The 21,476-nt window shown below is 42.0% G+C and carries 14 protein-coding genes; all 14 read right to left on the reverse strand.

Going from position 1 to position 21,476, the window contains the following annotated elements; all coding sequences use genetic code 11:
• Positions 1–133: 133 nt before the first annotated feature.
• Positions 134–307: a ribosome modulation factor gene (rmf, locus tag HOP38_RS08235; protein ID WP_006075701.1), complete on the reverse strand. Its 174-nt coding sequence runs from the start codon at positions 305–307 to the stop codon at positions 134–136.
• Between the two features lie 164 nt (positions 308–471).
• A complete protein-coding gene (locus HOP38_RS08240; protein ID WP_198557835.1) occupies positions 472–2,562 on the reverse strand; it encodes a DUF3466 family protein in 2,091 nt (696 codons plus the stop codon).
• Positions 2,563–2,567: 5 nt separating this feature from the next.
• Positions 2,568–4,490, reverse strand: a complete 1,923-nt coding sequence (locus tag HOP38_RS08245; RefSeq protein WP_198557836.1) for an ABC transporter ATP-binding protein — start codon at positions 4,488–4,490, stop codon at positions 2,568–2,570.
• Positions 4,468–4,719 carry a glutaredoxin family protein gene (locus tag HOP38_RS08250; protein WP_081411582.1) on the reverse strand — a complete coding sequence of 84 codons (252 nt, stop codon included), beginning with the start codon at positions 4,717–4,719 and terminating at the stop codon, positions 4,468–4,470. Before HOP38_RS08250 ends, HOP38_RS08245 begins: the two co-directional genes overlap by 23 nt.
• A gap of 6 nt (positions 4,720–4,725) precedes the next feature.
• Complete coding sequence (gene rlmKL / locus HOP38_RS08255; RefSeq protein WP_198557837.1) at positions 4,726–6,849, reverse strand: bifunctional 23S rRNA (guanine(2069)-N(7))-methyltransferase RlmK/23S rRNA (guanine(2445)-N(2))-methyltransferase RlmL; 2,124 nt, start codon at positions 6,847–6,849, stop codon at positions 4,726–4,728.
• Positions 6,850–7,418: 569 nt separating this feature from the next.
• Positions 7,419–7,964 (reverse strand): cell division protein ZapC, encoded by a 546-nt coding sequence (locus HOP38_RS08260; protein WP_198557838.1) that lies wholly within the window; start codon positions 7,962–7,964, stop codon positions 7,419–7,421.
• A gap of 159 nt (positions 7,965–8,123) precedes the next feature.
• The gene (pyrD, locus tag HOP38_RS08265) at positions 8,124–9,134 is read right to left on the reverse strand and encodes a quinone-dependent dihydroorotate dehydrogenase (RefSeq protein WP_124939728.1); all 1,011 of its coding nucleotides are present in this window, start codon (positions 9,132–9,134) and stop codon (positions 8,124–8,126) included.
• 215 nt (positions 9,135–9,349) lie between these two features.
• Positions 9,350–14,194 carry an NAD-glutamate dehydrogenase gene (locus tag HOP38_RS08270; protein ID WP_038230488.1) on the reverse strand — a complete coding sequence of 1,615 codons (4,845 nt, stop codon included), beginning with the start codon at positions 14,192–14,194 and terminating at the stop codon, positions 9,350–9,352.
• Positions 14,195–14,351: 157 nt separating this feature from the next.
• Positions 14,352–14,570: a DUF2835 domain-containing protein gene (locus HOP38_RS08275; protein WP_006074533.1), complete on the reverse strand. Its 219-nt coding sequence runs from the start codon at positions 14,568–14,570 to the stop codon at positions 14,352–14,354.
• Positions 14,571–14,665: 95 nt separating this feature from the next.
• Positions 14,666–17,275, reverse strand: coding sequence for an aminopeptidase N (pepN, locus tag HOP38_RS08280; protein WP_198557839.1), 2,610 nt, complete (start codon positions 17,273–17,275; stop codon positions 14,666–14,668).
• Positions 17,276–17,414: 139 nt separating this feature from the next.
• Entirely contained in the window at positions 17,415–18,077 is a 663-nt protein-coding gene (locus HOP38_RS08285) for a hypothetical protein (protein WP_006074536.1), read from the reverse strand.
• A 165-nt stretch (positions 18,078–18,242) separates the two neighbouring features.
• Entirely contained in the window at positions 18,243–20,246 is a 2,004-nt protein-coding gene (gene prc, locus HOP38_RS08290) for a carboxy terminal-processing peptidase (RefSeq protein ID WP_006074538.1), read from the reverse strand.
• 17 nt (positions 20,247–20,263) lie between these two features.
• Positions 20,264–20,893: an RNA chaperone ProQ gene (gene proQ, locus HOP38_RS08295; RefSeq protein WP_198557840.1), complete on the reverse strand. Its 630-nt coding sequence runs from the start codon at positions 20,891–20,893 to the stop codon at positions 20,264–20,266.
• 98 nt (positions 20,894–20,991) lie between these two features.
• A complete protein-coding gene (locus HOP38_RS08300; protein WP_006074540.1) occupies positions 20,992–21,465 on the reverse strand; it encodes a GAF domain-containing protein in 474 nt (157 codons plus the stop codon).
• Positions 21,466–21,476: the final 11 nt, after the last annotated feature.

The raw sequence follows: 21,476 nt of genomic DNA on the forward strand, positions 1-21,476 counted from the left end.
CGAAACTTTCAATAAACGACTCTCCGGAGTCGTTTATTTTACTCACACATATTTAGTTATAGTGCATTAGAAGTAACAACTACAAAAAAGACCTCAAGATGAGGCCTTAAAAAACTTCAATTTTGCTCCCGACTTACTTGAAGAGTCCTGAATGTTTGTCATCTCGGGCATCACGCCAACCGCCTAGCCAATAAGACTTAGCATCCATTTGTTGATAGGGACAGGTTTCCATCGATCGACCATTCAATCCAGCTTTATAACCCTGTGATTGAGCTCGCTCTAGACGATCACGTTTTTGTCTCTTCATAGTACGGTCCTCATTATACAAAGCCAGTCTCCCAGCTTTCTACCATTAAAGATTTGTGGAGCTTTTGTTACTCCTCTTTAATAATTGCGCATTATTCCGCTGATCACAAGGCACAAAAAATCCCAGATTCAGAAGTGTGAACCTGGGATTTTTGTCACTTGTGACTATTTGTTACGGCGTAACCCTAAGAACCCTAGGAAAATCATTGCCATCCAACCGAGACTACCACCCTTACGCTCTACAGGTGCAGCTTCTAATGCGCGAGCTTCAATGGTGCGATCTGCAGCATTTGGGATCGGGATCAACTTAACAGCGACAATTTTTTCAGGTTTTTGTCCATTACCACAATACGAGTTGTGACCAGTTGTATCATAACCACCTGCGCATTTAAGTGCAGTTGCAGCTATAACACCGTCATCATTAATATCTGAAGCATCAACAATGCGATATTGGTTGTTACTAACGCTAAATTGTCCACCATTAGTCAAATCATCTAACAACCACGGTCTACCCTCAAAGATAGCAAGTCTTTCAGCAACAGTACCAGTGGTATTATAAGGGTAAATGAAACCACGTTGGCGACGCTTCTTACCAAAATACTCGGTAGATTGTTCTGCATCCACTGCACCAACAATTTCATTGAAATTATTGATCGCACCAGTTTCACCCCCAACACCGCGGAAGAAGATACCACTGTTGCCAGTTAGTTCATCAAAATAGCGAGCCTCGGCAGCGCCTGAAGATGAATCAACAGAGGCAAGGAACATACGATTTGGTGCTGCACCATTCTCTCTCTTATCTCCACGACGTTTTGCTTCACCAATTAAAACAAAGTTCTCATTAATGTCTGTCGCTTGAGAGTTACTATAAACGAAATCATCGCCATCTTTTACCGTCGAGCGCGTAACCCGTACTGGTGACCAATAATTACCAGACTCAATTTTTGCATTAGGATCTGTCGATGGCTTAAAGACTGTTGCTTCCATAAACAGGTTACTACCATCTTGGAAACTATTTAATCCTACCAATACCGGCTTATCCTTAAGGTCTCCTACCACTTTACTACTAACAACAGCAGCTCTTGCGCTACCTTGCATAGCCTTTTTATCTACATTTCGTGAAGTACCAGTTGTCCAATTGGATGCTTGAAATACGTCTCCATTTACATTCCAAACAGCAGCTTTAGTTGCAAAAGCAAAGTTCTGACATTCACGCAATGCAGCTGGGTCACTCTTACCAACACAATTATTTAAATCACCTCCCCAATCTTTGTTACTGTCGCCGTAATCAAACGGCCCTACGGATGCACTACCAACAAAGTAAGTATTCGTGCCATCACTAAAGGAATCCCAAGCCATTGTGCGTCCCATTTGAGCGGTAATAGCTTTCTCATCATCAGTACCATCGTTAGCTAATGGGGGTAGCATCGTTGTTGAACTGCCACTAAACACGTAGCCGCGGTTTCTATAAGCTGTAGCTAAATTGCCTGCAGAAGTTCGGTAATAGCCTGAACTAGTATTTCCTATGACTGTACCATTATCCAACAGGTTATTAACTACAACGTTTTCGGAATTTTGGTCCGCTGTTGACACGCCAGCAGGCTTGTAAACAGAAGATGGTGTGATTGATAGTCGACTAGCTGCTGATGGAGAATCTGGGTTAGACGAAGCAGTATTTTCTTCAAATGCTAGAGCGTTTGAATAGTAATTATCCTCACCATAACAGTTATTCCACCCTGTTTGTTGTGAGTTAAGGAATGCATCTCTTTCACGTAAAAGACCGCCAAACTTGCCACGTTTGCTTGCGCAGCTATCGTTAGCACCATTATTACCTGAACCAAAGCTATACCACAGTTTGTCAGTCCAAGCAGGGTCACAAGTTTGATAACCTAGCTCGTTTCGGCAATAGTCCCTATTCCGCCCCCAATCTGTGTAATAGAAACTAGAGTCATAGTTGAAGGGTACTTCTTGTCGATAAGAATGCCCTTCTGACCCATTCCTAGAATCTCCAGCTAATGAATATTCTGGACAGGTTGTTCCATCTTGAAAACAACCTAATGGGAGAGCACTTAGATCTCGAGTAGTTTTTTGTATAGCAGAACCATAAAACTCTGTAACCTCTGCATCATAGATACCAGTCGAACTCATGCTCGCTGTTGGGTCGACTTCCACAACCTTATACAACGCTGCCTGACTTGAAGTTGCAGCCATAACACCGGCTGCAATTAATGAAATTTTGAAATTAATACGACTCATGAAGACTAACTTTCCTGTTGCATTGCTTCGAGCTCTTCCCATCGCTCAAAGGCAATTTCCAGTTCCTGCTCTTTGGCAGACAAACTATCTAAAATTGGTTGTGTCTCAGTGACAGGTTTAGTGAAAAAATCAGGGTTATTCACGGTTTCCTGCAACTGTTCTAATTCTTGCTCTAGCTGCTCAAGTAACGCAGGTAGTGCCTCTAATTCCCTTTGCAGCTTATACGACAGCTTTTTAGGTTTAGAGTTCACAGCAGTTGCTTTCTTTTCTGGTTCAACTGCTTGCTTTTTAGTCTCTTTCACAGGTTCGTAAGCTTTTCTTGCTTCGATGACCTGCATTCGTTGTTGTTGGGCATCATGATAACCACCAACAAACTCTTCTATAACCCCTTCACCTTCAAAAATCCAGCTCGTAGTCACAGTATTATCAACAAATTGACGATCGTGACTCACTAAGAGCAGCGTGCCCTGATAGTTAGCAAGTAATTCCTCGAGTAACTCTAACGTTTCGATATCTAGATCGTTGGTTGGTTCGTCAAGCACCAATAAGTTGTTCGACTTAAGGAAGATACGCGCCAATAATAAGCGGTTTTTCTCGCCGCCAGATAATGCCTTAACCGGAGTTCTGGCACGTTTTGGGGCGAATAAAAAGTCTTGAAGATAGCTCAACGCGTGTCGTTCTCGACCGCCTACCATGACTTCTTGCTTACCGTCAGCAAGGTTATCAATCACCGTCTTCTCTGGGTCAAGAGCTTCACGATATTGATCGAAATAAGCCACTTCTAGCTTAGTACCACATTTCAACTTTCCGGATGTCGGCTGTAATTCGTCGAGGAGAAGCTTGATTAGAGTACTCTTGCCGCAACCATTAGGACCAATAAGCGCAATTCTGTCGCCACGCTGGATGTTAAAGGAAAATTTCTTAACTATGGTTTTGCCTTCAATCTGATAATTGAGGTCATTAGCTTCGAAAACGATTTTTCCGCTACGAGCGCTATCATCCAATTTAAGATTCACTTTACCCTGAACTTCGCGACGACCTTGGCGTTCCTCACGCAGCTTTTTAAGCGCTCTTACTCGTCCTTCATTACGCGTTCTACGTGCTTTAATTCCTTGACGAATCCATACTTCTTCTTGCGCAAGCTTTTTATCAAATTCAGCATTTTGCATTTCTTCAACACGTAATGCTTCCTCTTTCTCAACCAAATAGGTTTCATAACTACCTGGATAAGAAACTAATTGACCACGGTCAAGGTCGACAATGCGAGTTGCCATCGAGCGAATAAAGGCGCGGTCGTGCGAGATAAAGATAATTGAGCCACGAAAATCTTTTAGGAAAGTTTCCAGCCACTCGATTGTGGTTACATCTAGATGGTTGGTAGGCTCATCGAGTAGTAAAACATCAGGATCACAAACAAGAGCACGAGCTAACGCAGCTTTACGCTGCCATCCACCAGATAAGTCAGTTAACAGTGTGTTGCCATCTAACTTCAAAGCCCCAAGAATATTCTTAATACGGTCTTCAAAGCGCCATGCTCCGGCAACTTCTAAGCTCTCTTGAGTTTTCGCCAATCGATTTATGTTTCGCTCAGACGGGTCTTGCGCGACCAAATCTAGTTGAGCATGATAAGTTTTTAATAACTCACCAACTTCTGCCAGTCCTTCAGCGACGTAATCAGCTACCGTACCAGCCTGATCACGCGGAGGATCCTGTTCAAGCCGTGATACCACGACATCTTGAGTGATCTGCAGTTTGCCATCGTCCATGACGATTTCTCCCGCAAGCACTTTCATTAATGTTGATTTGCCCGCACCATTGCGGCCAACCAAACACACACGTTCGTTTTCTTGAAGTGCGAAATCAGATTTGTCTAGCAATGGATGATCACCAAATGCTAGTTGCCCATTATGAATGGTAAGTAATGCCATTAGCTGTTAACCATTGTTTCAGTTGAGAAAGGTCAAAAGGCCAGTTAATTTCAGATTGTTCGCTTTTTACAACTGGTATAGTGACGCCGTAACGAGAAAATAGCTCATCATCAAATGCAATATCAATCACTTGTAATTGCTCAGTTAATCCAACCTGAGATATGAGCTCAAATGCCATCTCACAGAGATGGCATCCTTCAGTACTGTATAGAATAAGTTCCTTTTCCATAATCCTTTACTTTTGGTGAGTAATAACCCAACAGTTATGAATATGTTTGTTACGAGTAAAATCAAGTGGCAGAGTTTTATCTGAAATGTTCTCGGCTTTAAGGCCAAGTTCTTCCAGCGCTTTCAAGTCCATCTTGAAGTGTCGTTTGTTGTTCGAAAATACTATCGTACCTTCTTCGCGCAGTAGTCGTTTCAAGTTCGTCATTAGCGTTACGTGGTCACGCTGAACATCAAATGATTGTTCCATTCGCTTAGAGTTCGAGAAAGTCGGTGGATCAATAAAGATAAGGTCGTAACTACCGTTGGCTTTTTCTAACCATTGTAAGCAGTCTGCTTGAATATATTGATGCTGACGGCCAACTTGGCCATTGAGTTTCATGTTCTCTTTCGCCCACTCTAAGTAGGTATTTGACATATCAACTGTTGTCGTTGATTTCGCGCTACCCAATGCTGCGTGAACAGTTGCAGATCCTGTATAAGCAAATAGGTTTAAAAAATCTTTGTTGCTCGCCATTTCACCAAGCTTACGGCGAGTGATTTTATGGTCAAGGAACAGGCCAGTGTCTAAGTAGTCGTAAAGATTAACGATTAGCTGAGCCCCGTATTCATTTACGTGAAGCTTTGATGACTTAGCCGCCAGTTTGTTGTACTGCGATGAGCCTTTTTTCTTTTCACGTACTTTAAGAACCACGTTGTTGGTACCAACACCGGTTACCTTGATACTGGCACGAATAACATCCGTTAATCGACGCTTTGCTGTCTCTTCAGGAATGCTTTTGGGAGCTGCGTATTCTTGAATAACCAGATAGTCTTGATAAACGTCAACAGCAACATTGTAGTCAGGTAGATCAGCATCATATATGCGATAGCAATCTAAGCCTTCCTTTTGGGCCCACTTTCCAATCTTTCCAATGTTCTTCTTGAGACGGTTAGAAAAGTCCGGAGCTACAACTTGTGCGTCCTTATTGCCGACTAACTCGTCTTCGGAGCGTTGAGAAATTGAATAGTTTTTTTGGTGACACTGTAACGCACCATTGTTCAGTTTAAATTGTTTTTCTGCTCGCATACGTAAGCAACTTAACAAATCGTCTGAACTAGAGAAGATAGAGGCTTGGCAACCGCCAAATTGAGTTTTTAGTTGGTTGCCAAATTCGGTATAAAGTGCGATAAGCCCTGGTTCCGTGCCCAAGCGCTCGCCGTATGGAGGGTTACACACCACAACACCTTCTCCGAACTCGGCAGGTTTAGTCACTTGGCTCGCATCGCCAAGCTCAAAGTTAATCAACTCTTCAACGCCTGCACGTTTGGCATTTTCTTTAGCGGTTCTCAACACTTTAGGGTCGTTATCGAATCCCCAAAATCTGCTGTCAGTCTTTTTGACACCGCGTCGAGCTTGGACATTAGCTTCTGATTTAACCTCTGCCCATACCTCCGGTTCAAAATCTTCAAGTGCTTCAAAACACCATGTTTGACGCTTAACACCAGGAGCCATATTTGCAGCAAGCATGGCCGCTTCTATCAGCAGCGTACCAGAACCGCACATAGGATCGAGCATGTTTTGCCCTTCTTTCCAGCCGCTACGAGCAACAATGGCAGCGGCCAATGTTTCTCTTAAAGGCGCTCGGCCTGCTTCTGTTCTATAGCCACGTTGGTGTAAACCTGAGCCAACCATATCTAAGCCAATAAGCGCTTTATCTCTATGTAGGCGCACATGAACACGCACATCCGCGCGGTCTTTACTGATATTTGGGCGAGGCAAATTCTTCTTATTGAAGCAATCTACTACGGCGTCTTTGACTTTCATCGCGCCATACTGGCTATTGCGAATCTCACGGTTGGTACCGTTAAAGTCTACGATAAATTTCTTTGAGCTATGGAAGTGATTAATCCAGTTAATGGAAGACGCAGCCAGATATAAGTCCATATCATCTTGGCAAGTAAACTCCGAAAGCACTTTAACAAAGCGAGAAGCATATCTGCTCCATAAACAAGCTCGATAAATCTGCTCATTTGACGCTTTAAACTTCACTCCCGCTTGTACAGGTTTTACTGAAGTTAAACCCAATTGCTCAAGCTCTTGAGCCAGTAGGTTTTCGAGTCCATTAGAAGTAACGGCAAGATATTGGTTCATAGTGTTCATCTGACTGTGAAAAATGGTGTTGATTATACCTGACAAACGGCCTTCTCACTAAACAAACCTACTCGAATCCCTTAGTTATTCGTTTGTTCGAACAAGCTTTAACCGAATGAAACTCATAAACACCGTCACCATCATTACATTAGCCGTTAATGATATACCAGTCGTATTTATTGACCAAGGGACGAAGTGAATACTTATTTACATTGGTTTTGGTCTATACCAATGAGTATTTTGATGCGTAATTTTATTACATTTTTAGCTAAAGGAGGAATTTATAGCGGTAAAACACCCTGTTTTAAGCAGAAAAAGAGTCACTATTTAGATAAAAAAATATGCGAAATATCACCAGATAGGACTCAAAGGTATAGGTTTCTTAAAAACAAGATAGGAAGATGGTGGGAAATACGAGGTGTATCCTCTAGGATTGAGGCAAAAAAAATCGGCCATGAAGGCCGATAAATTTCTACGAGGAACGTTTTTGGAATCGTTGTGTACTACTAAAAGCTGCCACTGCTTTTTCTATTTGGCGCATTTTGCGCTCGAATTACCCTACTAAGCTCTTAACCGACAAGAGCAATGGGCTGGTTAATTCTCATAAATTGATGTGCACAAGCCATTCTGTCATGCATGACTTTAATGCTCTGGCCAAATTGAACACCTTTACTTGGCGTCAAACTGAATGACTCTAAATCTACTAAGGCACATAAGCTAGCACTCTCACCGACTTCTAGGACAATAAAGAAACCTTCCGAATGTTGATTAACTAATCGGACTAAATCGCCTTCTTGGGGTTGATAGCTGCCATTTTGATGGTCAAAGAACCAACTCTTTGGCTGAACGGGCTTATGGAAGCGCTTGGCTGCAACACAATAGAGTGTGAGTTCAGCCTGTCGAGGCTCAGATAGCCCCAATATGCTTATTTGGTCTTTAAAGGTTTGGAACGCGGATGCGTCATCTACAGTAAAGTTGTTCTGACCCATCGCGCAGTCGACAAGGAGCTTTCGGGAAAGATTGGTTTTAAAAACCATCTCATCTCCCAAATCCAGCATGAGAGAACCTTTGTCCTCATCCATATACCAGATCCATGTATCGCTGGGTTTAAGCATCGTTCCGTCTCTTATATTTAAAGAATAATCAGACTGTTAGGTAAAACGCTTAATTACCTTTTTTGTCAGTTGAATATAATTCTACAAACGATTACGCAAAAAAAAAGGGGAAAACAATTTTCCCCTTCTCTTATGTTAGACCCAGTAACTTTTCAGTAATTACAGGTTTTTAACGATGTCTTTAACAAGTTTTGGACCATGGTAAATGAATCCGGAGTAAACTTGGACGAGTGTTGCACCTGCCATCAACTTCTCTTTCGCAGAAACATAGGAATCAATGCCGCCAACACCGATAATTGGCAGCTTACCTTGCAAATTCTCAGCAAGTAGACGCACTACTTCGGTACTACGTGATTGAACTGGACGACCACTTAAGCCACCAGCTTCATTCGCATGCTTCATTCCTTCTACGATAGAACGATCCAACGTAGTATTCGTTGCGATCACGCCATCAATTTTATTTTTGATCAACGATTCACAGATTTGGCCAATCTCGTCGTCACTAAGATCCGGAGCGATCTTCAATGCCAAAGGTACATATTTATTATGTTTTTCAGCAAGTTCCGCTTGTTTCGTTTTCAGTTCTTCTAACAGCTCATCAAGTGCTTCACCATATTGAAGGCTGCGCAGTCCCGGAGTATTTGGAGAGGAAATATTTACGGCAATATAACCAGCGTGCTCGTATACCTTTTCCATGCAGATAATGTAGTCTTCAGCACCCTTTTCGATCGGAGTGTCTTTGTTCTTGCCGATATTAATACCTAGAATACCGTCAAATTTTGCTTTCTTTACGTTCTCTATAAGGTTATCGACACCTAGGTTATTGAAACCCATTCGATTAATAATCCCTTCAGCTTCAACTAAACGGAAAAGACGAGGTTTGTCGTTACCTGGTTGAGGACGAGGTGTCACAGTCCCTACTTCCACAAAACCAAAGCCCATAGCACCAAACGCTTCGATGCATTCGCCATTCTTATCAAGACCTGCAGCAAGACCTACAGGGTTCTTAAAAGTCAGCCCCATACATTCAACAGGACGATTAGGAAGTTGTTGACGATATGCTAGATCAAGAGGAGTGCCAGTAAAACGTTTGAAGTTCTGAATAGCGAGATCATGAGCCTTTTCGGCATCAAGTTGGAAAAAGCCAGTTCTGGCAAGACGGTAAAGCATTGTGCCTCCGATAGAAAACCCGTGTAAACGGGGTGGTATTATTTACTTATTTGTTTGAACATGCAATGAAGTTTTTAGTTTTCTCGCGAAAACGCAAACGATTAGGCGAATAAAGACACAAATTATGTGACATTGTCACTCATTATTCTCTCGACAATAAAAAAGCGCCTATAAAAGGCGCTTATCACTTAATAAAACCGGTTAGCAGTATCTATTTATTGTGTGTTTGCACAATTTAAATTTAACAAGCTCAATTCTCGGAGTGCTACAGAGAACTTAGCAAACTCATGAACATTACCTACTTTGAACTCGTTGAGTATATTTTCCCAACGAAGCAAACTACTCGCATTAGTTTCCATCCAATTATTAAGTGACAGGATAACGTCTTCGTTATCGCCACCACAGCCACATTTAAGGACTTGCGCTGTCAACAAACGTTGCTGCCAGTCTAGATCTTCGCGGAATGCTGCCCTAGCAAGAGCTTGCCAATTATTGTCAACGCCTTGACTGTTTATTTGGTTTAAGAACCAATGCAATGATAGACGATCACCGAGATGGAAATAGAGTTTAGAGGCTTGCTCAACACTAAAGTTAGCTTCTGCAGCGATTTCCGAAATATCAACAGCGGATAGTAAGCTAGATAAACGAGCTACATAATTGGCCAGCTCTTTTCCTACTCCTTGCTCCACCCAGTTTTCAGCTTGTAGACGATGTTCCGCTACTTCTTCAGCTACAAGGCAAGTTTCAAGTGTTTCCTCTACTTTCATAACGTCATCACGGTAGCGAGCAACGAGTTGCTCAACCGACTGTTTGCCAGGTCGATTTCTCAAGATCCAACGAGCAAGTCTGCGTAATGTGCGGCGTACAATAAACAGCAGCTCATATTGCGCTTCTGAACTGGCAATATTATCAAGTTTACGTATTTGCTCGAAAGTATATGCAAAACCATAGATTTCTCTAGATGCTGCGTATGCGTTGGCAATATCAACTACTGTGGCACCCGTCTCTTCTTGTAGACGAGTCACGAAATTACATCCCATTTCGTTAACCATCTGATTTGCAAGCATTGTAGAGATGATTTCAGCCTTCAGAGGATGCGTTGACATACTTTCTATGTAATTACGGCGTAACTCAGATGGGAAGTATTGTGTCAGTTGCTGCTGATGATACGCATCGGTCGCGATCTCATCAGTCACCAGTTCTTCTTTCAATACCATCTTACCGTAAGCCACCAGCACTGAGAGCTCAGGTCTTGTCATTCCAATGCCTTGTTTCTCGCGCTCAATCAGCTCTTCATCAGATGGAATATATTCCAAACCACGATCCAAATGACCTGCTTTTTCTAGCGTATGTATGAAACGAATCTGTTCTTTGACTAGCGATACGCCTTGGAATTCTGTTACTGAGATAGACTCTGACTGGCAATAGGCATCATCTAGAACAATTTCGCCAACCTCATCTTCCATAGACTCAAGGATTTCATTGCGTTGTTTGACTGTCAGATCACCGTTAGACACAAGACCATTCAAGAAGATCTTAATATTAACTTCGTTATCGGAGCAATCTACACCACCTACATTGTCAACAAAGTCAGTATTAACACGACCACCAGTTAAAGCGTACTCAATACGCCCCAGTTGAGTCATACCTAAGTTACCGCCCTCACCAACTACCTTGGCTTTCAATTCGTTGCCGTTGATGCGTAGTACGTCATTAGCGCGATCACCTACATCAGTATGCGTTTCAGCGCTAGACTTGACGTAGGTACCGATACCGCCGTTCCAAAGTAGATCGACTTCCATGGAGAGAATCATCTTGATAAGATCATTTGGTGCCATGGATGCTTTCTTGGTCCCAAGCATTTTTTGGATCTCAGGAGTTAACGTGATCGATTTTGCCTTGCGAGCAAAAACACCACCGCCCTTTGAGATCAATTTCGGATCATAGTCTTCCCAACTCGAGCGTGGGAGATCAAATAATCGTTTACGCTCTTCCCAACTTTTCGCTGAAGATTGTGGGTTTGGATCAATGAAGATATGCATGTGGTTAAACGCAGCTTGAAGTTTGATGTGCTTCGATAACAACATACCGTTACCAAATACATCCCCTGCCATGTCACCAACACCAATAGCAGTAAAGTCTTCGTTCTGACAATCAATGCCCATTTCACGGAAGTGACGTTTAACTGACTCCCAACCACCCTTAGCGGTAATGCCCATTGCTTTATGGTCGTATCCGTTAGAACCACCGGAAGCAAACGCATCACCCAACCAGAAGTTATATTCATCTGATACCGAGTTGGCCAAGTCAGAGAACGTCGCAGTCCCCTTATCCGCAGCTACTACTAAATACGGATCGTCTTCATCATGTCGAACAACACTCTTCGGTGGAATAATTTCACCTTCGATAATGTTGTCGGATACATCTAATAACGCTCTGATGAACTGTTTATAGCAGCGTTGACCTTCAGCAAATATCTCATCACGTGATGATAGTTGAGGTTGACGTTTACAAACAAAACCACCTTTTGCCCCTACAGGTACGATCACCGTGTTCTTAACTTGCTGCGCTTTCACCAACCCAAGTATTTCAGTACGAAAATCTTCTTGGCGATCTGACCAACGCAAACCTCCACGAGCAACTTTACCACCACGTAGGTGTACACCCTCAATGTCCGGCGCATAAACGAAAATTTCAAACGCAGGTACTGGAGCTGGAATTTCTGGAATGTTCTTTGGCTCAAGCTTTAAAGATAACCAAGGCTTGTTAACACCATTGTTATCTTTCTGATAGTAGTTTGTACGCAGCGTAGCCGAAATCATTTCGACATAGCGACGGATAATACGGTCATCATCCAAGCTTTCTACTTTATCTAACTGTTTGTGGATCTTATCAATAACACGTTGTTGCCCTTTCTTGCTTCCTTTTAGAGAAGGCATAAAGCGCTGTGCAAATAACTCAACTAGGTCTTTTGCTAGATCTGGGTAATGATTCAGAGTGTCTTCAATATAATGCTGGCTGAATGGGAAACCGACTTGACGCATATAACGCGCATACGCCCTTAAGATTGACACTTCACGACCAGTTAAACCGGAACCTAGTACCAGACGGTTGAAACCATCACTTTCCAAACCACCAGACCAAATTGCAGCGAATGCTTGTTGGAATCGATCGCGAGCTTCTCGAAGATCGACAACCGCATCACTCTTATGTAGCATCGCAAAATCTAGGATCCAGTATGTTCCGCCGTCTGACTTAACGATCTCATACGGTGATTCACCGATCACTCGCAGACCAAGATTTTCGAGCATTGGCATTACATCGGATAAGTGTATTGGTTCATCACGATGATATAGCTTCAGTTTAACTTCTTTGGAATCCGCCGCCGCTTCTTGTGGTCGGTAGAACAGCATGCCCAACTTATTATCTTCATCAAGGGATTCAAGTCGCTCAATATCCGCCACAGCAGAGGTCGGCATCATGTCTTCTTTATATGAACGAGGGAATGCTCTTGAATACACTTTCGATAACGGTAGCCCTTTGCTCTCACCAAAATTAGCAACAATAGCTTCCGAAAGACGATCATCCCAAGACGCTGATACTTCCATTAGGTTTCTTTCTATCGCCTTCACATCCATATCCATATTATTGTTATCAACCCTTACGATGTAATGGGTTCTAGCCAGAGGGCTTTCGGAGAAATAAGTCGTAAACTCAACCTCTTGCTCACAGCCAAAGTAGTTTTGAAGGATCCGTTGTGTATCTTTTCGAAGCTGAGTGTTATAACGATCTTTGCTAACATACACCATGCAGCTAAAGAAACGACCAAACGGATCTTTACGAACAAACAAGCGGATCAAGTCACGATCCTGCATTTGAACCACACCCATACCTATTTCAAGCAATTCTTCTTCTTTTGCTTGAAGTAGTTCATCGCGCGGATAGTTTTCTAATATATTGCGAAGCGCTTTGTATGAATAAGATCCATTTCGGTATCCACTAGCATCCAAGATACGATCAACTTTTTCGCGAATTAGTGGAATGGTGGATACACTTTGGTTGTACACGGCTGATGTATACAGGCCAGTAAATCGATGTTCTCCCACAACCTTTCCATTTGCATCGAATTTCTTGATTCCGATGTAATCTGTATACGCGGGTCTGTGGATACGACTTGCTTTATTACCTTTGGTAAGAATAAGTAGGAAAGGCTTTTTCGCTTCTAGGCGTGCCGAGTCGGAAAACTCAGAAATTTTTACCGAACGGACACGTTCTTCACTGGCGAACAGGCCTAAGCCTTTATCTTCGGTAGGTTTGAGTATGGAGTCACCCTCTTCATTGATGAGATCAAACTCTTTGTAGCCCATAAAGGTAAAATTGTGGTTACCAACCCAATCTAAAAACGCGATGGTTTCATCAAAACGATCGGCTTCCATTGGAAGTTTCTTTTTGTTCTTAACCAGATCTTTTGTGATTTGCTTAAGCTTATCCGACATCGCCTCCCACTCGTTAACGACCAAACTAGTGTCTTCGAATATAGAAACCAACTCATCCTTAAGCGCTGACATTTCAGCTTTGTCACTTAAACGGTCGATTTCGATATGGAAAATCGATTGTAAGTGCCCTTTCCCTTCATTAACTGATGTTATCTGCCCTTGTTCATCGCGTTCAAATTGAGTCGGACCATGAAGCATGATGTGACAAGTCAAATCTACTCGATTAAGAGCCATCTTGACTGAGTCAACTAAGAACGGAGAATCTGGAACGGCGATTTCTAAAATAGTGTGAGTTGATTGCCACCCATGACGACTAACCGCCGGGTTGAATACCCGAACCGACACTTCATCGTATTTTTTCTCATTGAGATGATGCCATAAACTAACAACAGCACCGTAAAGATCTGATTCATTTCTTTGTAGCAAATCATCGGGGGAAACATTGCTAAAAATATGTTTGGCGAGTTTAGTTACTAAAGGCTGATTGCTCCCTTCAACTTTGGATTCAATCAACTTGTATACTTTCTCCAGTAGAACCGGAACAACTGGTTCGCGCGTGGTCATAGAAACGCTCCACTTTTTGTTTTTATGAGGGATGTAGGCTTGTTCTATATTGTAAAAGTTTTATTGAGAAAGAGTTAATAAAAAATGGAAGAAGTTTCAGGGAAATGTTTGATAGTGTGACTAATGCACTTATTCATATCACTATAATTTGGAGCGGTTACAGTGATTCTAACCGTATAAACTTATTGTTCTGGTCAGTTATCAATCTAAAGCGACCTTTAATGCCTAATTGTGTCAAAAACGGTCGAAAGCGACTTGCGGGAAGCTGCAGTTTTAAACGCTCATCGGTCACCACCAAAATACTGGATGCATGACCAGTGTAATGGGCAAGGTAATTCTGATACGAAATATTGAGATTAAAGCAGTACTGTTTCATATTGTTTAAATATTGCGCAATTTAAGTAATTTTCCTTAGGTTTATTTAAGAAAAAGCCAATACTGTTCATATATACAGTATTGGCTATTTATCGATTATGACTCTAGTGCTTTTGTGACTTTCTCAAATAAGTCTTTAGCTAAGTTGTCCAAACTGCGTAACTTATTCAATTCGACTTTGATAAGTTCCTGACGTTTTGCGTCGTACTTCTTCAGCTTGAGCAACGGATCAATTAAACGTGACGCTACTTGCGGATTTGATTCATTTAACTGAGTCAATATCTCACCAGCAAACTGATAGCCCTCACCCGAGATATCATGGAAGCGACGTGGGTTCATGTTCAAGAAAGAACCTATCAAACTGCGAGTACGATTTGGATTGCTTAAACTAAACGCTTTGTGTGACATACAATGTTTAACATTCTCTAGAGCGTTGATTGATGGATTGGCCCCTTGTAAGGCAAACCATTTATCCATAACCAGTCCATCATGACTCCATTTCTCACTATAATCATCCATCAATAGCTGACGACACGAAAGTGAAGCACTATTTGCGGCAGTCATTGCGGCGATAGTGTCCGTCATATTGTTGGCATCACGATATTGTTGCTCGGCCAAGTATTGGTACTCATCAACGTTCACCAAGTACTGTAGACAAAGGTTTCTTAACGAGCGTTTACCAATTGCGTCATGCTCAATCGAATAATCGGCTTGAGTTAACGTGTGGTATAACGCAGACAATTCATCTTGTAACGCATCTGCTAGCAGTGACTTAATCTCTTTCAACACGTCGCAAACTGCATCGACATCTACAGTTTTATACCAGCCGGCTACTTCATTAAAGCTTGGCAAAGATAATGCTTCAGCAATGAACGCCTCTTCTAAATCTTTGTTCAGTAGGACGCCTCGAAATGCATCAATCACCAAGCTCGGTAGTTCTACACTAATGCCACTTTGAACAGAATTAACATTCGACTTAATGTACTTTGCCAACAACATTTGCCCAGCATCCCACTTAGCAAAATCGTTTTTCGCATTGATCATTAAAAAGGCTAATTGCTCATCGCTGTAATCGAATTCGAGACGAACCGGAGCTGAAAACTCGCGAAGCATTGAAGGCACAGGTTTCGAAGATATGTTCTCAAAGACAAATTCTTGTTCACTCTGAGTCACATTTAACACGTTATTTAACTCAATTCCGTTACAACGTAACTCTAGAGAATTTCCTTTTTCATCATACAGTTCTACGTCAAACGGAATGTGTAACGCTTGCTTTTCGGCTTGATCTTGAGTTGGCTGAGTTTGTTGAGAAACGTTAAGCGTATAAGTCTTCGCAGATTCATCGTAACTATCGGTAACCGTTAATGTTGGCGTACCCGATTGACTATACCAAAGACGGAATTGCTTCAGATCGATTCCCGATGCATCTTCCATTGCGGAAACAAAATCTTCACACGTAGCCGCAGTACCATCATGCCTTTCAAAGTACAATCTCATACCTGCTTGGAATTTGTCTTCACCTAGCAACGTATGCATCATTCGAATAACTTCACTTCCCTTTTCGTAAACCGTCAAAGTGTAGAAGTTATTCATTTCAATGACTTTGTCAGGTCTTATCGGATGTGACATTGGGCTAGCATCTTCAGCAAACTGAGGGCCGCGAATAATACGAACATTATTAATGCGGTTAACAGAGCGAGAGCCTAAATCCGAAGAAAATTCTTGGTCACGGAATACCGTTAAACCTTCTTTTAAACTCAACTGGAACCAATCGCGACAAGTCACTCGGTTACCTGTCCAGTTATGAAAATATTCATGACCAATAACAGCTTCGATTCCCAAGTAGTCAGTATCTGTAGCGGTTTGGTCGTTAGCCAAAACAAACTTAGAGTTAAAGACATTGAGGCCTTTATTCTCCATTGCACCCATATTGAAGAAATCGACCGCAACGATCATATAAATGTCTAAGTCATACTCAAGACCGAACCGTTCTTCATCCCACTTCATCGAATTAATTAGTGAAACCATCGCATGATTAGCACGATCGAGATTGCCTTTGTCTACAAATATTTCCAGTGCGACATCTCTGCCTGAACGTGTTTTAAATATATCTCGCAATACATCAAAATCACCGGCGACAAGAGCAAAGAGATAGGAAGGCTTTGGATGTGGATCTTCCCAGGTAACAAAATGTTTACCACTTTCTAATTCACCTTCTTCGATTTTGTTGCCATTACTTAGGAGATATGGGAAAGCTGTCTTGTCTGCGATGACTTTCGTTGTGTATTTAGCAAGAACGTCTGGTCGATCTAAAAAATAAGTAATACGTCGGAAACCTTCGGCTTCACATTGAGTGCAGTAAGCACCATCAGAAATATATAAACCTTCAAGAGCAGTATTCGTTGACGGAGAAATGTGGTTTTCAATCACCAATTCGAATTCTTTTGGCAGATTAGAAATCTCCAAACCGGAATCATTAGTAATGAAATCACTCCAAGCTTCTCCATTCACTCTGACTTGAATAAGTTCGATATTTTCTCCATCAAGTACCAAGGTTGTTGCCTCACCAAGTTGCTTAACTTGAGAAACAGCGGTCACTTTAGTTTGGGTTTCATGAAGGTCGAAAGTAAGATTTACATCTGTGATAGTATGCGACGGTGTTTGATAGTCGCTACGGTATTTGGCTTTAGGTGCTGACTCGGTCATCCTTTGTCCTTATATTATTATCGTTAGCATAGTTAGCTTAATCCTCGACGATTATATACCTTAGAACTGTTACTGTGCAGAATTGGATACAAAAAAAGCGTCAAACTAAGTTGACGCTTTTGAGTAACTGCCAGTGTTGCTAGCGAATACGGTTGAGTACAGCAAACATATCACCGTCTTCTACCTCTAAAGTCAGTTCATCCTGATTTAATGTATAAGTTGCATCGTGTTCACCGTCTTTATAAAGCAACACGATGTGATCATTTTCGGTGTAGTAGACGCCACTATGAATCGCTTCATCCCCATCGCTTGAACTTACACGAAACGTAAACACAAAATCTGGCTGAAGGATTAAATCCATTCTCGCAATTTCTTGAGCGTGCTTGTCATCACCACTCACACTAACTGAAGACCAGATACCAGCGAGTGCATTGGGCAACGCTTTAGTAAAGACGACTCCATTAAGATTAAGCATATTATGGTTACCACTATAGTTATAGACCTGTGGTTCATCACTGTTTAGACCGAGAATGATCGTATCATCATTGGCGGTAAACAACCCTTCCCAATGTTCAATACTGTAATCTTGTTTTTGAATGTCTATCGAAAAAGTGTAGTTGGAACCCAGCGATAACTTGATTGCTAAAAAGGTGTCCGGGCCTTCTTCTGGACTCGGGTTTACTAAATACCAATCTCCCAACAGAAACGGTTGGTCAAACTGAGTTAAGTCATTGTTATCTTTACGTGTATCAGACAGCACCCCAAACGACAAAACACATAAAAGTAGTGTAATCCATCTCATATGTATCCCCCTCACAGTTATAATAAGCTTAGGTGGATTAATACGAGATTGCGAAATTTTTTGATCTAAATCACGATTTTTAATTTTAAGTATCAAATCTGAGGCAAGCGAGGACAAGCATTAAAAAAGCGAGCACTAGGCTCGCTTTTGTTTAGTTTGAACACGTTAAGATTTGGCGTTTACCATGTCGACCATAATAGCCACGGCTTCATCTAAGTAAGCGTCTGGAACTTCATAATCTTTCGGGATGTCATCCAAAGTTTTGTATGGCTCTTCTCCCGCCGCTTTTTGACGCAAGTTGACGCGCTCTAATCTAAGCTCATCATTGTTATCACTTTCCGCTTTACGTGCAGCTTCATTCAAAGATAACGTTTTGTCGTCTTTTTCAGCTTTGTACTTAGCGATGTCTTCTGCGATAAATCCAAATTCCATATCCGATTTAATGCGTTCTTCATGCTTAGTCGTAAGCGATGCGATCATTTCATCGTTACGTTGTAACTCACTGTATTTCGCTTTATCTATGCTATCCCATGGTAGTGCGTTATCTTCAACACTCTCACCAGTTTCAGCAGGATCGATTGGCGTTGGGAAGGCGATATCTGGCACTACGCCTTTGTTCTGCGTACTACCACCATTAATTCTGTAGAATTTCTGGATAGTATATTGTACGTAACCTAACTCTTTATCGAATAGATCATAGATATGGTTTAGTGAGCGGTGTTGCTGAACTGTACCTTTACCGAATGAGTTTTCGCCTAATACAATTGCACGACCATAGTCTTGCATTGCAGCTGCGAAAATTTCTGAGGCAGAGGCGCTATAACGATTAACGAGTACAGTCAATGGACCTTGATAGCTGATTTTACCGTCAGTATCACTGTTTACATTGACTCGACCATAGCTGTCTCGTACTTGTACAACCGGGCCACTTTCAATAAATAGCCCCGACATTGCAGTCGCTTCCGTCAAGGCACCACCACCATTGTTGCGTAAATCAACAATGATGCCGTCGACACCTTTTTCTTTCAGCTCGGTAATTAGTTTGTCTGTGTCTTTGGATAAACCAACGTAGAAACTCGGTACTTCTAGAACACCAATTTTCTTCCCGTCTTTCTCGATAACTTCAGACTTAACGGCTCTGTCTTCTAAACGAATCTTGTCACGAACGATTTCAACAACTGTCGCCTTAGCGTCTTTGCCATCAGGTAAAATCTGTAATTTAACCTTGGTGCCTTTTGGACCTTTGATAAGCTGTACTACATCATCAAGTCGCCATCCGATTACATCTACGATCTCTTCACCATCTTGTCCAACACCGATGATCTTATCGCCTTCGCCTAATTGCTTACTCTTAGATGCCGGACCACCTGCTACTAGAGAACGAATAACAGTATAGTCATCAGTGAGTTGGAGAACGGCACCAATGCCTTCCAGAGACAGATTCATCTCTGACTGGAACTGTTCTGCAGAACGAGGAGATAAATAACTAGTATGAGGATCAACTTCTCTTGCAAACGCATTCATATAAATTTGGAATGCATCTTCGTTGTGTGATTGAGTTAGGCGTTTGATTGCGTTGTTGTAACGTTTACCAAGCGTTTCTTTTATCTCATCCCAATTCTTGCCAGCCAACTTCAGATTCAACGCATCATACTTAACGCGTTTACGCCAAAGCTCATTAAGCTCCGCTTCATCCTTTGGCCAAGCGGCCTCTGAACGATCTAACGTAATGCTTTCATCGACATCGAATTTCATCTCTTTGTCTAACAGAGATAACGCGTATGCAAATCTGTCATAACGTTTCTGCATCGAAAGGTTATACACATCAAATGCAATTTGGTTATTACCAGCCTTGAGTTGATCATCAAGCTGAGTCGACCAAGAGTTGAACTTGTCTATGTCGGCTTGTGTGAAGATATTTCGGTTGTAGTCGAGCATTTCCAAATAACGTGCAAAAATCGCTTTTGAAAATTCGTCGTCTAGAGTGAAGTGTTTGTAGTGAGAACGAGTAAAACGAGAAGTTACGCGTTTACTGGCTGTTTCATGTTGTACTTCGGGAGCCAAGGTAGGAATATCTGATTTTTCAAATTTCGCTTCCAAAGCGTGAGCTGATGAAGCTGCTAGCCAAAGGCTAGCAGCAACTATCGATAATTTTGAACGGCACTTCATGCGTAGGAATTTCTCCTTTATGCGCGCAGGTGCTCCGCTTTAACAACCATTTGTAGGCCATTTACTAGCTGAACGCGCACATCTTCCTTATTGATTTCAACAATGGTCGCAGCCATGTTCCCTTTGCCCATGTTTACGTTTACTTGCTTACCGATGATCATTTCATCTGCATTCAAAGCGCGCGTTTCAACTGGCGTATTTACTTTCGCTGGTTTCTTAGTATTGTTTTGTGGCTTACGTGCTTGAGGCTTTTTAGCTTTAGGTTTTGCCTTGCCTTCTTCACGAGCTTTCTGAGCTTGTTCTTTACGACGAGCTGCAACTTTAGCTTTACTTTCAGCCAGTGTAGCTTGCGCGTGTTCAACATGCTCAGCTTCTAGCTCACCACATTCATTGCCATCTAGGTCAACACGCACTGCACCCGGTTTTACACCGTGTAGATAACGCCAAGAAGAAGTGTATTGTCTTAACGCTGCACGTAGCTGAGTCTTGCTGACTTTCTCGTTATCTTTTAAACGTTCAGCAAGATCTTGAAAGATACCAATTTTAAGTGGTTTTGCTTCACCTTCTACAGTAAAGCATTTAGGGAAACATTCAGCAATATACGCGATAATTTCTTTGCTGTTCTTCAACTTCTCAGTGTTTTCCATGTGGGTTCCTGGTTAATGCGGTTATCCGCGAAGCATTAAGAAAAATATTCTTGGTATTATAGTGACCTGCACTAGAAAAACCACAGGCAAATTTCATTTTAAGCCGCGTTTGTATGTGAATTGAGCACCTTTTCTACCGAATTCATAAAGTTTTTTAGTCCCTCTTCGTCGATTTCACTGAATCGACCAATTGTTGGGCTATCAATATCTAAGACGCCGACTACTTCACCACCGATAGAAAATGGAATCACAATCTCTGAATTGCTTGCAGCATCACATGCAATGTGACCTTCAAACGCGTGTACATCGTATACACGTTGTATGGTGTTGGTTTCTGCCGCAGTGCCACAGACACCACGGCCGACTGGAATGCGGACGCACGCTGGTTTTCCTTGGAAAGGTCCTAACACTAACTCGCCCTGTTTCATTAAATAAAAGCCGGCCCAGTTAAGATCATCTAACTCCATAAAAAGAAGTGCACTAATATTAGATAGGTTAGCAATAAAATCCGTTTCGGATTCAATGAGTGCTGTAGCCTGTTTCGCCAAGCGTTCATAGTTTTCTAGATTCATGATATGTCCAT

It is taken from the genome of Vibrio mediterranei (assembly GCF_013364395.1).
GTDB lineage: Bacteria > Pseudomonadota > Gammaproteobacteria > Enterobacterales > Vibrionaceae > Vibrio > Vibrio mediterranei.

Excerpts from the sequence above, each read along its gene's own strand:
- HOP38_RS08240 (WP_198557835.1), bottom strand. The coding sequence starts at position 2,562 with ATGAGTCGTATTAATTTCAAAATTTCATTAATTGCAGCCGGTGTTATG.
- HOP38_RS08245 (WP_198557836.1), bottom strand. The coding sequence starts at position 4,490 with ATGGCATTACTTACCATTCATAATGGGCAACTAGCATTTGGTGATCAT.
- rlmKL (WP_198557837.1), bottom strand. The coding sequence starts at position 6,849 with ATGAACCAATATCTTGCCGTTACTTCTAATGGACTCGAAAACCTACTG.
- HOP38_RS08260 (WP_198557838.1), bottom strand. The coding sequence starts at position 7,964 with ATGCTTAAACCCAGCGATACATGGATCTGGTATATGGATGAGGACAAA.
- prc (WP_006074538.1), bottom strand. The coding sequence starts at position 20,246 with ATGAAGTGCCGTTCAAAATTATCGATAGTTGCTGCTAGCCTTTGGCTA.
- HOP38_RS08270 (WP_038230488.1), bottom strand. The coding sequence starts at position 14,194 with ATGACCACGCGCGAACCAGTTGTTCCGGTTCTACTGGAGAAAGTATAC.
- HOP38_RS08275 (WP_006074533.1), bottom strand. The coding sequence starts at position 14,570 with ATGAAACAGTACTGCTTTAATCTCAATATTTCGTATCAGAATTACCTT.
- pyrD (WP_124939728.1), bottom strand. The coding sequence starts at position 9,134 with ATGCTTTACCGTCTTGCCAGAACTGGCTTTTTCCAACTTGATGCCGAA.
- proQ (WP_198557840.1), bottom strand. The coding sequence starts at position 20,893 with ATGGAAAACACTGAGAAGTTGAAGAACAGCAAAGAAATTATCGCGTAT.
- HOP38_RS08250 (WP_081411582.1), bottom strand. The coding sequence starts at position 4,719 with ATGGAAAAGGAACTTATTCTATACAGTACTGAAGGATGCCATCTCTGT.
- HOP38_RS08285 (WP_006074536.1), bottom strand. The coding sequence starts at position 18,077 with ATGAGATGGATTACACTACTTTTATGTGTTTTGTCGTTTGGGGTGCTG.
- HOP38_RS08300 (WP_006074540.1), bottom strand. The coding sequence starts at position 21,465 with ATGAATCTAGAAAACTATGAACGCTTGGCGAAACAGGCTACAGCACTC.
- rmf (WP_006075701.1), bottom strand. The coding sequence starts at position 307 with ATGAAGAGACAAAAACGTGATCGTCTAGAGCGAGCTCAATCACAGGGT.
- pepN (WP_198557839.1), bottom strand. The coding sequence starts at position 17,275 with ATGACCGAGTCAGCACCTAAAGCCAAATACCGTAGCGACTATCAAACA.